Source organism: Ascidiaceihabitans sp., assembly GCF_039986515.1.
In the GTDB taxonomy this organism is placed as follows: domain Bacteria; phylum Pseudomonadota; class Alphaproteobacteria; order Rhodobacterales; family Rhodobacteraceae; genus Ascidiaceihabitans.
On the sequence record NZ_JBDWQO010000007.1, the window covers coordinates 594,250 to 608,151 of the forward strand.

The window sequence follows — 13,902 nt, forward strand, 5'->3', positions numbered from 1 at the left end:
TATTCAGGCGACACCGGATAAAGGTCCAGCATGATAAAACTCGATATTATGTCCGACCCGATCTGCCCGTGGTGTTTCATTGGCAAGGCCCATCTTGATAAAGCTTTGCAAGCGCACCCCGACCATCCGTTCGAAATCGAATGGCACCCCTTTCAGCTGAACCCGGACATGCCGATGGATGGCATGGACCGACGTGCGTATCTGGAGGGCAAATTTGGTGGCAAGGAAGGTGCTGTGCGTGCTTATGCGCCAGTGGTGGAAAATGCGGAAAAGGCCGGTGTGGATATCGACTTTGAAGGTATGAAACGCACCCCCAACACCATAAACGCGCACCGCCTGATCCATTGGGCCGGGATTGAAGGGCGCCAAACCGCTGCGGTGTCCGCATTGTTCAAAGCATATTTCACAGACACGCGCGACATTGGCGATCTTGAGGTGTTGGCAGACATTGCTGACAGCATTGAAATGGACGCCTCTGTGGTGACACGCCTGTTGAACACAGACGAAGATATGCAAAGCATTCGCGATCGAGACGCACACAGCCGGAAGATGGGCGTGAATTCGGTTCCGACCTTTATTGTGGGTGGACGGCATGCTGTACCGGGCGCACAGCCCCCTGAATTATGGGCGCAAGTGATTGCGGACTTTGCACAGCAAGCCGAAAACAGATAACACCTTGACGCTACGTTAACTGCGTTGTTTGTGCGAAAGGCGCATTTAGGCATTTTCAACCATAAGGTGTTGCGCCATAGTTTTTTGACGCATATTGGCGTCATTGTTTTTCGTATAGGTTTCTGTGAATACCACTCAAGATCAATCCATTGGGCGTTTCGAATTTGTCATGCTGATGGCGGCCATGTTCGCCACAACAGCCTTTTCGATCGACGCTATGCTGCCCGGAATGCGCGAAATCGCATCTGAGATCACCCCTGACGCACCGGCACGGGCAGCCTGGGTTTTGACAGCTTTCGTGGGCGGACTTGGGTTTGGAACATTTTTTGCGGGCCCTTTATCCGATGCTTACGGGCGAAAAACAGCAATTTATGCAGGAACTTTTATCTACATTCTGGCCGCAGCTTTCGCATGGCTGACACATTCACTGGAATGGATGCTGGTGGCCCGGTTTGTGCAAGGGATCGGGGCTGCGGGTCCACGGATTGTGTCATTGGCGATCATTCGCGATCTCTATCAGGGCCGCGAAATGGCCCGGATCGTGTCGTTTGCAACGACGCTTTTCATTCTTGTGCCTGCGATTGCGCCGGCTATGGGAGCGGGCATTATCGCACTTGCCGGATGGCGCAGTATTTTTGGCGCGTTCATTTTGTTCTCGGTGATCACCGTTTTCTGGCTTGGGGTACGCTTGAAAGAACCTTTGCCACGCGCAGCACGACGCCCGATCCGCTTGAACCTGTTGTTTTCGGCCATTGGTGAAATGGCCCGCCATGCGGGTGTGCGGCGCGCGATCATTGTTCAGACTTTGGTGATGGCGATGTTGTTTGCAACGCTGACAATGATCCAACCGATCTATGACGTGGCCTACGGCGCAGCCGATACATTTCATTGGTATTTCGGGGGAATTGCGCTGCTATCTGCCAGCGCCAGTTTGCTGAATGCGCGCATCGTGGTGCGGGTCGGCATGCAGGCTGTGGTGACATGGACGCTGGGATGTCAGGTGGTGCTGTCGTCGATCTTGCTGGCATTGCTTTGGAATGACAGCAGTTCGCATTTCTATATCTTTTTGGTTTGGCAGTTGTTCCTGTTTTGCCAAGCGGGTCTGACTGTTGGCAATTTGAACGCCATCGCAATGGAACCTATGGGGCATATTGCAGGCATGGCCGCTTCCGTTGTGGGGTCTGTTTCGACGGTGGTTGCCGCGATGATCGCGTCGCCCATCGGATTGCTGTTCGATGGCACACCGCGCCCTTTGATGGGATCCATCATCGTATTGGGCATTGCCGCCATATTTATCATGCGAGGCATCAACGCTGCGACCAAAGCCTGAAAAAAATCAGGCTTTGGTCTTTTTGCGCTTTTTCTCTTCGACGACTTTTTCGGCCAGGTCGCGGGCTATTGAAAACGCACCTTTGATCTTGTCGGCGTCCTTTGTCCAATCGCGGCGCACGACAATCTTGTTGTCTTTGACCTTCGCCAAGCCGCGCTGGTTTTCGATGAATTCCACCAAACCTTGTGGAGACGCGAATTTGTCGTTGTGAAACTGCAAAGTTGCCCCTTTTGGTCCGCCATCCAGCTTCGCGATTCCGGCCTTTTTGCACATGGCTTTGATGCGCACGATCAGCATCAGCGTGTTGACCTCGCGGGGCAGCGGGCCAAAACGGTCAATCAATTCCGCCGCAAAACCTTCCAGTTCAACCTTTGTACTGAGCGACGACAAGCGCCGGTAAAGGCCCAGACGCACGTCTAGATCCTGCACATAGTCTTCGGGGATCAGAACAGGCACGCCCAGATTGATTTGCGGCGCCCATTGATCGTCTGTCTCGGAAAGACCTTCCATCTGGCCGGTCCGTATCTTGGCAATCGCCTCTTCCAGCATGTTCTGGTACAGCTCAAAGCCCACATCACGCATCTGGCCGGATTGTTCTTCGCCCAGCAGGTTGCCTGCGCCGCGAATGTCCAAATCCTGTGACGCCAGCGTAAAGCCGGCCCCAAGCGTGTCCAAGGACGACAGCACCCGCAGTCGTTTCTCGGCTGTGGTTGTCAACTTGGCGCGTGGTTTTGTCGTCAGGTAGGCATAGGCGCGGGTCTTGGAGCGCCCCACCCGCCCGCGTATCTGGTACAGCTGTGCCAAACCAAACATGTCCGCGCGGTGCACGATCATGGTGTTGGCCGTTGGGATGTCCAAACCGGATTCGACAATTGTGGTGGCCAACAGCACGTCATATTTTCCATCGTAAAACGCATTCATGCGATCGTCCAATTCGCCAGCCGCCATCTGGCCATGGGCCACGATATAGGTCAGTTCCGGCATCTGGTCTTTCAGAAACTCTTCGATCTCGCGCAGGTCCGAAATGCGGGGCACCACATAAAAAGACTGCCCGCCGCGATAGTGTTCACGCAACAGCGCCTCGCGGATCGTGACGCGGTCAAATTCGCTGACATAGGTGCGGATGGCCAAGCGGTCGACGGGCGGTGTTCCGATAATCGACAGATCACGTACACCCGTGAGCGATAATTGCAGCGTGCGCGGAATTGGCGTCGCTGTCAGTGTCAGGACGTGAATATCGGTCCGCATCTGCTTAAGACGCTCTTTGTGGGTGACGCCAAATTTCTGTTCTTCATCGATCACCAACAACCCGAGATTTTTGAACCGAACGGTTTTTGCCAACAGCGCGTGTGTGCCAACCACAATATCCACGGTGCCACGGGCCAGCCCGTCACGGGTGGCGTTTGCGTCTTTTGCGCTGACAAAGCGGGACAGTTGGCGCACTTCGATGGGAAAGCCGCGGAAGCGTTCGGCAAAGGATTTGTAGTGCTGGCGTGCCAACAGCGTCGTGGGCGCAATGATTGCCACCTGAGTGCCCGCCATTGCCGCCACAAAGGCCGCGCGCATGGCAACTTCGGTTTTGCCAAATCCAACATCGCCACAGATCAGCCGGTCCATGGGGGATCCACCGGTCAAATCGTCTATGACGTCGCCGATGGCCGTCAACTGGTCGTCGGTTTCGGTGTAGGGGAAGCGCGCTGAAAACGCGTCCCACATCCCCGGGGGCGGCTCTAACACAGGGGCTTTGCGCAAGGCGCGTTCGGCGGCTACGCGGATCAGCTTGTCGGCCATCTCGCGGATGCGTTCTTTTAGCTTGGCCTTCTTGGCTTGCCATGCCCCGCCACCCAAGCGGTCCAACAGCCCTTCGTCATGACCGTATTTTGACAACAATTCGATGTTTTCGACCGGCATATACAGCTTTGAGTTCTCTGCATATTCCAGCAACAGACATTCATGGGCCGCACCTGCAGCGGTGACAACTTCCATGCCCATATAGCGGCCAATGCCGTGGTCCACATGCACGATCAGATCACCGGGCGACAAAGACTGGGTTTCGGTCAGGAAGTTTTCAGCACGTCGTTTCTTGCGGGTTTGACGGATCAAACGATCGCCCAGAACGTCCTGTTCGGAAATGACTGTCAGATCCGGTGTTTCGAAACCATGTTCCAGCGCCCAAACCACCAGATGCAGGCCGCGCTTTCCGATGCGGGAGGCATTCGGGACCGGTATCGCTTCGGCAACGCCTTCGTCTTCGATCAATCCTGCCAGACGTTCACGCGCCCCTTCCGAATAGCTTGCGATCACGACGGGGCCTTGGCCCATTTTTGCTTTAATGTGATCCGCTAAGGCACCAAAAAGGCTTATACTTTCCTGCTGACGTTCGGGGGCGAAATTGCGCCCGATGCGTCCGCCTGCGTCAGTGACACCCGGCCCTGTGGCTTGCTGCAACACCGAATATTGCACCACGCGGCGGTCAACCAACGCGCTCTCCCACGCCAGATCGTTCAGATACAGACCTTCGGGTTTGGCAGGTTTATAGACGCTGTCATTTTTGGACCGATGGTCCATCGCCAGTTTGCGCGTTTCATACTGGTCTTCGATACCGTCCCAACGGGCCAGCCGTGCACCTGTCAGCTGATCGTCCAGCGTGATTGTGGCATTGGGCAAATAATCGAACAGGGTTTCAAGTTCATCATGAAAAAATGGCAGCCAATGTTCCGCACCTTGATGCTTGCGGCCTGCCGAAATCGCCTCATACAGCGGATCATCGGTGCCTGCGGCCCCGAATTCCAAACGGTAGCTTTGGCGAAAGCGCGTCACGGCGGCTTCGTCCAAAATCACCTCTGAGACGGGCGCAAGTTCAATAACGTCCAGCTTTTCGGTTGTGCGTTGTGTGGCAGGATCAAAGCGTCGCGCACCATCTAGAACATCGCCAAACAGATCTAGACGGATTGGTCCCAGATCACCGGGGGGGTAAATGTCGATGATGCCGCCGCGAATGGCGTAATCGCCGGGTTCCATCACCGTGGGACTTTGCACAAACCCCATCCGCACCAGAAAGCGGCGCAGGGCCTTTTCGTCGACACGGTCGCCGACGCGTGCGGAAAATGCAGCTTCACGCAGCAAGTTGCGTGCGGGCACCCGCTGGGTCGCGGCATTTAACGTGGTCAACAGCACAAAGCGTTCCGGCATGCCATGCGCCAACCCCGCCAGGGTGGCCATACGCTGTGCGCAAATGTCGGCGTTGGGGGACACGCGATCATAAGGCAGGCAATCCCATCCCGGAAACACCACGACCGGAACATCCGGTGCAAAGAACCGCAGCGCGTCCTGCATCGCCACCAATCGCTTGTCATCACGGGCGACATGGGCCACGGCGGCCCCTTTGGCCAGCTCCGACAGGATCAGCTGGGCATCGAACCCTTCAGGGGCACCGCTGACGGTGACATGCGACGTGGCGATATGGGGTGTTTTAGGCATCAGACCGCTTCAATTGTGTCTGGACGGGATGAAGTCAAGAACGATCACTGCAGGAAAATGATGTCACGCAGGTTTTGATACATCCCCCAGAGCGATGTGGCGAAAATGGCGATCATACCGATAATTTGGGTGTAGGTACGCTGACGCGACAGGCGCTTGCGCAATGCTTCGCCTTTGGGCTGTGTGTCCACGATCAGCCGCGCCGTCGAGATATTCAAAAGCCCGACCAGTGACATGGGAAAGCCAAGTAAAAACAACGCCTGCGCCAGTTGCACATCATAAAACAGCCCCATGGTGAACAGACCCGTCAGAATAAAGCACCCCAGCCCCAACAACCAAAGACCAGACACTTGGGCAATATACAGCAACCGGTTGCAGTTGATGCGCACAAGATCTTCCAGATCGACTTCTGCCTGACCTGCGCTGCGCCGTGCGCGCACAATCATATCGTTGGGCACGCCCAGCACCCAATGGCTGGCGGTGGACCACATCACAGCAAGCGCAATCCAGAACCACAGGTTCGAGAAAGACCGCATGTCGATGATTTCCAGAAGTGTTTCGCTTAGATCCAAGAGACGCGCCTATATGCTTTTTGTCCTCATAACGGGCGAACAGGGAAATTCCTAGCCTTGCGAGGCGCAAAAATCCATGGCAGCAAGGAAGTGTCAACAAAAGGTTACACAGCATGCGCCCCACACAAGCCTCCTTTCCTGCCACGCGCCTGCGTCGCGCCCGCCAAACCGCCCCCATTCGTGCGTTGACCCGGGAGAATACGCTGTCGGTGGACGACTTTATCTGGCCTGTGTTTGTGCGATCCGGTGAAGGGATTGAAGAACCTATCCCGTCGATGCCGGGTGTCTTTCGCCGCTCTGTTGATAAAATCGTCGATGCCGCGCGTGATGCCGCAGACCTTGGTATTCCTGCCATCTGCATTTTTCCCTACACAGGGCTGGAAGAACGCACAGAAGACTGCGCAGGTGCCTGGGATCCCGACAATCATGCCAACCGCGCCATTCGCGCCATCAAGGCCGCTGTGCCCGACATTGCCATTATGACAGATGTGGCTTTGGACACCTACAACATCAACGGCCACGACGGGTTCGTGGAAAACGGCGAGATCGTGAATGACCGCACTGTTGAGGCGTTGGTCAAAATGACACTGGCCCAAGCCGAAGCTGGGGCAGACATCATCGGGCCGTCGGATATGATGGACGGTCGTATTGGCGCGATGCGATCTGCTTTAGAAGGCGCAGGCCACCAAAACACGATGATCCTAAGCTATTCTGCCAAATATGCGTCCGGTTTCTATGGCCCGTTTCGGGACGCCGTTGGCGCCTCGGGGGCGCTGACCGGCGACAAGAAAACCTATCAAATGGACCCCGCCAATTCCGACGAAGCCCTGCGTTTGATCGAACGCGATCTGCGCGAAGGGGCTGACATGGTCATGGTCAAACCCGGCCTGCCCTATCTGGATATTTGTCGGCGGGTCAAAGACACCTTTGGCGCCCCGACTTATGCCTATCAGGTTTCGGGCGAATACAGCATGATCCAAGCGGCGGCCCAACAAGGCTGGATCGACGGGGACAAGGTGATGATGGAAAGCCTTATGGCGTTCAAACGCGCAGGCTGCGATGGTATTCTGACCTATTTTGCACCTGCGGCTGCGAGGCTTTTGGCTGGAAAATAGATCACTTTTTGCGGCGATTTCCTGCCCATGGACACCATGACAGGTGACAAGGCTGCTTGATCGGCGTATATCTGCCACCAACGACCGGATAACCGGCGGAGCACAAACCAATTACAGGCGGTTTACATTATGAACGATACAACATTGTCGCGCCGCGCATTCGCGTTGGGCGCGGTTGCAGCGACGGGTACACTTGCGGCTTGCGGAAACGGCGTCGGCGGACGGGGTCCGTCGTTGATTGATGCGCGGGTCGATGCCACGTTGCAAGAGATGTACAGATCATTCCCCAACACAATCCAGCTGGCTGACAAAGCCAACGGCATGTTGGTGATGCCTTTGGTCACAGAAGCGGGCCTTGGCTTTGGCGGGGCATATGGGCGTGGCGCGTTGCGCGTCGGCAGCAGCACAGTTGATTACTATTCCGTAACCAAAGCGTCAGGCGGTTTTCAGATCGGTGCACAACAATATGCGCATGTCTTGTTCTTTATGACACAAGAAGCACTGACAGGGTTCCGCCGGTCTCCGGGCTGGGCGGCTGGTGCGGATTTGGAATATGTCATTTCCGACAAAGGCGACAGTGTGAACGCCGAAACAACGACGGTTCTGGCCCCCGTGCTGGCTGCCGTCTTCGGGCGGGCCGGTTTGCGGATTGGCGCGACGCTGGAAGGTACCAAATACACCCGCATCATTCCTTGATTGGGCATGCGCCGTTGCACATGTGGCGGCGCATCATCGATGATAAGGCACAAACATCTGGCATAGCCAAACCGCGTTCAAGATAGGCTACGCCGCTTTTTGCTTGCGTGCATCCTTCATGTCTTGCGCCTTTTGTAGGGCGTTGTCCGCTTCACGTTCAATTTTTGTCATCCATTTTAGTAAGTCTGCATGGACTTGGTGCAATTGGTCTTCGATATCCATAAGACCCTCAGCGCCATCGCTCAAACGAGAGCGTTCGATTTTGCACATCATGCGCGTGGTCTCCATTGCTGACAAAGAACGGCGCATGCGGTGGCAAATCGCGGCAAGTTTCAGAATTGACCGGTCTACACGGACCAAAAGTGTCATGATTTGCAGGCTGCAGTCAGCAATCAGATATTCCAGTTCCGCAAGCGTGCTTTCAGCATCAATATCGCCGATGCAATTATCAACCTGATCTGTTTCGATCAGCTCTGCAGCCAATGTGCTTTGTGCCAGATACGCCATCGCATCCATAACAGCATCAACTTCGCTGGAAGACGCGCCGCGCAATTCGTCTGTGATACCCAGTAAGGATTGGGTCAATTCCTGATGATTGCTTGCGATGACACCAAACGGGCCACGCCCCCCTTCAAGGCGCGCGGCTTGCAATTTTAGTTGATAGGGAATTAATTTGCTGCGCGCGGACATCCCGTCGATGCGCTTGGCATAATCATCAATCTGGACCAAAGCGGATAGAATGTTGTGCAACGAGATGAAATCGTTATGGTGATGGCAATCGCGACCTTTGGTGCGTTTGGTCAATTCCTCCGACATGATAGTAACAGCCAATGTACGATATTTTGAGATGTCGGCCTGGCTCTGCTCCGCGGGTCGCGCGGGCTGGTCTTGTGGACCTTTTGTGCTGTGTTCGGCGCTTTTGATGTGGGAATAGAAATCCGCAAATTCTTTAACCACGGGGGATGATACCGCGAAATGGCACACTGCGCGCCCATTTTTGGAATTGAAAAAATTTACCGAAATCCAGAAATTGTGTCCTTCTGACGTCTGGCACAAATAGAATCCTGCCGCGCCCGATTCCGTTTTGATGCGGTGTTCCATCCGGTTGTAAATGGCATCCGGCATATCAGGATGGGGGGTCACGCCATAGGCCAGCCTGATCACATCAGGCAGCGGCAAATCTTTGTTTGTTCCCAAAGGATAGTTGGATGTACAAACCTGCCCGTCCCCATCCAAGATGCAAACATGAAGTTTGCCAGCATGTTTGCCACTGGTAGATGTGTGATCCGACACGATGTGGGAGGGCATGCAACGCTCTTTGATGACTGGACTGCTATGACATCAAAGTGCGGGCAAAACCCTTTATAAATCCCTTACCAAAGCCCGAAAATTTGCTGTTCTGGGCTTTGGTGCACACTCACCCCATAGATTGCAGGCGTTTGAACAAGCTGGACGTATCCCAGCGACCACCGTCCATTTTCTGGACGTCTTTGTAGAACTGATCGACCAATGCCGTCACCGGCAAAGACGCCCCTGTGTCATTGGCGGTGTCCAGACAAATGCCCAAATCCTTACGCATCCAGTCGACCGCAAAACCGTGATCAAAATGGTCATCCAGCATCGTCTCAAAACGGTTGGCCATCTGCCAGCTGCCCGCAGCGCCCTGACTGATTACTTCAACCACAGATCGGCCATCCAGTCCTGCCTTGTCAGCAAAATGCAGGGCTTCGGACAGCCCCTGAACAAGACCCGCAATGGCGATCTGGTTGCACATTTTCGTCATTTGTCCGGCCCCGCTGTCGCCAATTCTACGACAGATCTTGGAATAGACCTCCATGATTGGCAAAGCGCGATCAAAGGCGCCCGTTTCGCCGCCACACATAATAGACAGCACGCCATTTTCGGCACCCGCCTGCCCGCCTGAAATCGGCGCATCGACAAAGCTGATGTTCGCGGCGTCGGCAGCGGCGAAAAGCTCAGACGTCACTTTTGCGGAAACTGTGGTATGATCCACAAACACTGTGCCCGCATTCATGCCGGAAAATGCCCCATCTTCGCCCGTGCACACCGCGCGCAGATCATCGTCATTGCCGACACATGACATGACGAAATCGGCGCCTTTCGCGGCGTCACGTGGCGTTTTGGCCGCCGCGCCGCCATAGGTTTTCACCCAATCTTCCGCTTTTGCGTAGGTGCGGTTGTAGACGGTCACGTCATGGCCCGCTTTTTGCAGATGCCCCGCCATCGGCGCGCCCATGACACCCAATCCCAAAAATGCCAATTTGGCCATATCTTTCCCTAACTCTAGCTGTTGCGTATTTCTGCATGCATACCTAACAGTCGAAGCCCAAGGGTCAACGCAAACTGCAAGGCTTTGGTCGTATCTATAGGATGGGGTGCCGATGGCGCTGGTGTTTCAATGGTTGGTAAAGATCGCAACAGCACTGATTGTGCTGTGTGTTTTGTCTGTGCTGCTGATCTACTATCTTGCCTCGCGGTCTTTGCCTGAATACACGGCGACGGCCGAGGTTAGCGGCTTGCAAGCGCCATTGGAAATTGTGCGTGACAACGCCAATGTGCCCCATATTCTGGCGACCACCGATCAGGATGCATTTTTCTCGCTTGGATATGCCCATGCGCAAGACCGTCTGTGGCAGATGATTGTGTTGCGACGCACAGCGCAGGGGCGCTTGTCAGAGGTTTTTGGTGCCTCGACCATTGAAACCGACTCCATCATGCGGCGCCTTGATTTGTACCGCTTGTCTGTGGCCTCAGTAGATGCGCAAACCCCCGCCACGCAAACAGCCCTTGAAGCCTATGCGCGGGGCGTGAACGCGCAGCTCGCGCAGATCAACAAAGGGGCGCAGGGCCGCGGTGCACCCGAGCTGTTTGTCTTTAACGCCCCCATGGCCCCTTGGCGTCCCGCGGACAGCATCGCGATTGGAAAGCTGATGGCGGTTCAAAGCACAGGCCATCTGAAACAAGAGGTTCTGCGGGCCCGTATGTCATTGGCCCTGCCAGATGCGGCCCGTTTGAAAGACATTCTGCCCGATGCACCTGGCACAGGCGTGGCAAGCTTGCCTGAATATGCCAGCCTGATCCCAAATGCGCCCCGTTTTGCGCAGGCTCCAGTCCCGGTTTCGCACCCCTTGTCGCCTTTCAAAATGCGGGGCCATGCAGGGGCATCAAACGCTTGGGCCGCCGCCCCGACACGATCAGCCACAGGCGGCACATTGTTGGCCAACGACCCACATTTGGCGCTGACCGCGCCATCAATCTGGTATCTGGCGCGCATGAACCTCAGCACCGGTGCTGTGATCGGTGCAACTGTGCCAGGACTGCCTGTGGTGCTGTCGGGACGCAGCGACGCTTTGGGATGGGGGGTGACCACGGCCTATGCGGACGATCAGGATTTGCATATCGAAGAGGTCAATCCAGACAACCCGGACGAATACCGCAGCCTCCATGGGTTCAAGCCCTTCGATGTGCGCCCATCAATCATCAACATCAAAGACGCAGACCCCATCACACTGACCCTGCGCTGGACAGAAAACGGGCCTGTGTTGCCCGGCAGTTTTGAAAACCTACGCAGCATCACGCCGCCCGGCCATGTGGTTTCGGTGGCATTTACGGCCCTAAGCCCGCGCGATACATCCATCAGTGCGGCCATCGGTGTGATGCAATCACGCACCGTGGCACAAGCTGTGGACGCCGCCGCTACCCATATCGCGCCAGCGCAAAACCTCACGCTTGCAGATCGCAACACGATTGCCATGAAAACCATCGGGGCCTTGCCAAGACGCGACACCGGACATCAAAGCCAAGGACGCATGCCCACGCTGGGGTGGGAAAAAACAAATCGCTGGGACGGGCGCATGCCCTATACGTCGAACCCGGGGTTTGTGCAGCCCATGGGCGGTATTTTGGGCAACACCAACAACAAAATGGTGGAACGCCCCTTTCCCGGTCACGTCAGCTTTACCTGGGGCGACACGCAAAGGGTGCAACGCTGGCAACGGCTGATGCAGGCGCGGCAAGTCCACACCCGCGACAGCTTTGTTGAGGCGCAACTGGACACGGTCAGTTTCACGGCGCGGTCATTGTTGCCGCTGATCGGCGCAGAGCTTTGGTTCACCGGCGAAGCCGCCCCCGATGGCACACCCGCCCGCAAGCGGCAAAGGGCGCTGACCCTGCTGGCCTCGTGGAATGGGGATATGAACGAACACTTGCCAGAGCCGCTGATTTACAGCCATTGGGTGCGTGCCCTGCAAGACCGGTTGATGCGCGACGAATTGGGGCCGATGGCCAGCATCTTTACCCATATAGAACCTTTGTTCATCGAACGCGTGTTTCGTAATATCGACGGCGCATCGATCTGGTGTGATGTGATCCAAAGTGCGCCGAAAGAAAGCTGCCCTGACATGGCGCGGCTGGCGCTGGATGATGCGCTTTTAGAGATCGAGGAACGCTATTCCGGTGCGTTGGAAAGCCTGCGCTGGGGCGACGCGCATCAAGCGGCACAAGACCACCCGACATTGGGGCAAGTGCCTTTGCTGCGGTATTTCGTGAACATCCGTCAAAGCACATCGGGTGGCGACAACACACTGAACCGTGGATTGTCGCGCGGCACCGGAGACGCCCCGTTCCAGAACGTCAATGGTGCCGGCTATCGCGGCGTGTATGACTTTGCGGACCCCGACAGTTCGGTGTTCATTATGTCGACAGGGCAATCGGGGCATTTCCTGTCACGCCACTATGACGACATGGCGCAGCTGTGGCGGCGTGGCGAATACATCCTGATGTCGCTGGACGCCGATCTGGCGCGGGCGGCCGCCGTAGGTGTCACAACTTTGGTCCCGGAGGTGCAATGACCCGCGTCATCTTGTTCAACAAACCCTTTGGCGTGCTGTCGCAGTTTACCGACAAAGGCTCTGCCGGTTCACCCCGCCCGACTCTGTCCAATTTCATCAACGTGCCGGGCGTTTACGCCGCCGGGCGTTTGGACCGCGACAGCGAAGGTCTGATGGTGTTGACGGACAACGGCAAACTGCAAGCGCGGATTTCAGACCCCAAAAACAAAATGGCCAAGACCTACTGGGTGCAGGTCGAAGGCACACCCGACGGCAAAGACCTGCGCGACTTAGCAAACGGCGTACGCTTGAAAGATGGCATGACCGCCCCTGCCCGCGTGGCGCAAATCGGTGAACCGGAAAACCTGTGGGACCGCGACCCGCCGGTGCGTTTCCGAAAATCCGTGCCCGATACTTGGTTAGAAATCACAATCTCGGAAGGCCGCAACCGCCAAGTGCGCCGCATGACAGCTCATGTGGGCCACCCCACGCTGCGTTTGGTCCGCGCCCGGATCGGTGATTGGAGTCTTGGGGATTTGGATGTAGGGCAATGGTATGAACCTTGAAACAAGCCTGTTTTAAATTGAAATCTGCCCTGTTCAGGGGCATAGGGAGTTCTTCCAAAATGCGTATTCTATCTATTTTTACAATTCTAGGCTTGGCCCTCGGCGCGTGTAGCACACCATCGCAACAAAGCAGCAAGGGCAGCGCAACAGTTGACGGTGCGCAGATCATCTGGAGTGATATTCGCACCAAAGGCAGTCCCTTTACGGCAGCGTTCCCAATGCCCGAAGGCACATCTGTTTTTCTATTCGCCGTCCAAGGGGCCCCTGTAGGCCCGTCCGTTCAATTGTCGGATGGCTCAACCGTGACCGGGACCGTAAAGACTTGCGATTTGCTGAATTTGCGCAAACGTCCCGTGGCGCCAGGCTTGCTAGAGGAATGCCGCGCAAAAATGGCCAAGGTCAAACCACTTCCGCCGAAACAGAAACGCAGCAAGGCGTCCCTGATTGCGCTGTCACAGCAAGCCATCGCCCAAGATGGCCGCTGTCGTTGGTTGGGGTATGACGCGCAGATTGATCAAAAGGTTCGTGCATTTGGCTCATTTGCCAGTGCCCGCGATGAAAGAGTGGTTTTCGTAAAACTACAATGTGCGGGACTATAACCTTTAAGACCATGCGGTCCTT

General features: G+C 55.9%; 11 protein-coding genes. 7 read left to right on the plus strand and 4 right to left on the minus strand.

Going from position 1 to position 13,902, the window contains the following annotated elements:
- Positions 1-30: 30 nt before the first annotated feature.
- Positions 31-672, plus strand: a complete 642-nt coding sequence (locus ABJL60_RS05560; RefSeq protein WP_348375237.1) for a DsbA family oxidoreductase — start codon at positions 31-33, stop codon at positions 670-672.
- A 124-nt stretch (positions 673-796) separates the two neighbouring features.
- Positions 797-2,002 (plus strand): MFS transporter, encoded by a 1,206-nt coding sequence (locus ABJL60_RS05565; protein ID WP_348375239.1) that lies wholly within the window; start codon positions 797-799, stop codon positions 2,000-2,002.
- 6 nt (positions 2,003-2,008) lie between these two features.
- On the opposite strand, the gene mfd is transcribed toward ABJL60_RS05565, so the two are convergent.
- Together mfd and ABJL60_RS05575 are read right to left on the minus strand one after the other, a co-directional pair.
- Positions 2,009-5,482 carry a transcription-repair coupling factor gene (gene mfd, locus ABJL60_RS05570; RefSeq protein ID WP_348318601.1) on the minus strand — a complete coding sequence of 1,158 codons (3,474 nt, stop codon included), beginning with the start codon at positions 5,480-5,482 and terminating at the stop codon, positions 2,009-2,011.
- A gap of 44 nt (positions 5,483-5,526) precedes the next feature.
- Positions 5,527-6,054 (minus strand): component of SufBCD complex, encoded by a 528-nt coding sequence (locus tag ABJL60_RS05575; protein WP_348285998.1) that lies wholly within the window; start codon positions 6,052-6,054, stop codon positions 5,527-5,529.
- Between the two features lie 113 nt (positions 6,055-6,167).
- On the opposite strand from ABJL60_RS05575, the gene hemB reads away from it, so the two are divergent.
- Positions 6,168-7,169 (plus strand): porphobilinogen synthase, encoded by a 1,002-nt coding sequence (gene hemB / locus ABJL60_RS05580; protein WP_108828433.1) that lies wholly within the window; start codon positions 6,168-6,170, stop codon positions 7,167-7,169.
- Positions 7,170-7,298: 129 nt separating this feature from the next.
- On the plus strand, positions 7,299-7,865 hold the full coding sequence (locus ABJL60_RS05585; RefSeq protein ID WP_108828432.1) for a YSC84-related protein: 567 nt from the start codon (positions 7,299-7,301) through the stop codon (positions 7,863-7,865).
- An 87-nt stretch (positions 7,866-7,952) separates the two neighbouring features.
- On the opposite strand, the gene ABJL60_RS05590 is transcribed toward ABJL60_RS05585, so the two are convergent.
- Together ABJL60_RS05590 and ABJL60_RS05595 are read right to left on the minus strand one after the other, a co-directional pair.
- Positions 7,953-9,173, minus strand: coding sequence for a hypothetical protein (locus ABJL60_RS05590; RefSeq protein ID WP_348375241.1), 1,221 nt, complete (start codon positions 9,171-9,173; stop codon positions 7,953-7,955).
- A 109-nt stretch (positions 9,174-9,282) separates the two neighbouring features.
- Positions 9,283-10,155: an NAD(P)-dependent oxidoreductase gene (locus tag ABJL60_RS05595; RefSeq protein ID WP_348375242.1), complete on the minus strand. Its 873-nt coding sequence runs from the start codon at positions 10,153-10,155 to the stop codon at positions 9,283-9,285.
- Positions 10,156-10,267: 112 nt separating this feature from the next.
- Between ABJL60_RS05595 and ABJL60_RS05600 the strand changes: the two genes are divergently transcribed.
- Genes ABJL60_RS05600 through ABJL60_RS05610 form a run of 3 tightly spaced genes read left to right on the plus strand, consistent with a single transcriptional unit; the run spans position 10,268 to position 13,880 of the window.
- Positions 10,268-12,736 (plus strand): penicillin acylase family protein, encoded by a 2,469-nt coding sequence (locus ABJL60_RS05600; RefSeq protein WP_348375244.1) that lies wholly within the window; start codon positions 10,268-10,270, stop codon positions 12,734-12,736.
- Positions 12,733-13,281, plus strand: coding sequence for a pseudouridine synthase (locus tag ABJL60_RS05605; protein WP_348375245.1), 549 nt, complete (start codon positions 12,733-12,735; stop codon positions 13,279-13,281). The genes ABJL60_RS05600 and ABJL60_RS05605 overlap by 4 nt, the downstream gene beginning before the upstream one ends.
- Positions 13,282-13,340: 59 nt before the next feature.
- Positions 13,341-13,880 (plus strand): hypothetical protein, encoded by a 540-nt coding sequence (locus ABJL60_RS05610; protein WP_348285993.1) that lies wholly within the window; start codon positions 13,341-13,343, stop codon positions 13,878-13,880.
- Positions 13,881-13,902 lie beyond the last annotated feature (22 nt).

What these genes read in the sequence shown, in the direction of transcription:
- ABJL60_RS05560 (WP_348375237.1), top strand. Translation starts at nt 31, where the DNA reads ATGATAAAACTCGATATTATGTCCGACCCGATCTGCCCGTGGTGTTTC.
- mfd (WP_348318601.1), bottom strand. Translation starts at nt 5,482, where the DNA reads ATGCCTAAAACACCCCATATCGCCACGTCGCATGTCACCGTCAGCGGT.
- hemB (WP_108828433.1), top strand. Translation starts at nt 6,168, where the DNA reads ATGCGCCCCACACAAGCCTCCTTTCCTGCCACGCGCCTGCGTCGCGCC.
- ABJL60_RS05585 (WP_108828432.1), top strand. Translation starts at nt 7,299, where the DNA reads ATGAACGATACAACATTGTCGCGCCGCGCATTCGCGTTGGGCGCGGTT.
- ABJL60_RS05590 (WP_348375241.1), bottom strand. Translation starts at nt 9,173, where the DNA reads ATGCCCTCCCACATCGTGTCGGATCACACATCTACCAGTGGCAAACAT.
- ABJL60_RS05595 (WP_348375242.1), bottom strand. Translation starts at nt 10,155, where the DNA reads ATGGCCAAATTGGCATTTTTGGGATTGGGTGTCATGGGCGCGCCGATG.
- ABJL60_RS05600 (WP_348375244.1), top strand. Translation starts at nt 10,268, where the DNA reads ATGGCGCTGGTGTTTCAATGGTTGGTAAAGATCGCAACAGCACTGATT.
- ABJL60_RS05605 (WP_348375245.1), top strand. Translation starts at nt 12,733, where the DNA reads ATGACCCGCGTCATCTTGTTCAACAAACCCTTTGGCGTGCTGTCGCAG.
- ABJL60_RS05610 (WP_348285993.1), top strand. Translation starts at nt 13,341, where the DNA reads ATGCGTATTCTATCTATTTTTACAATTCTAGGCTTGGCCCTCGGCGCG.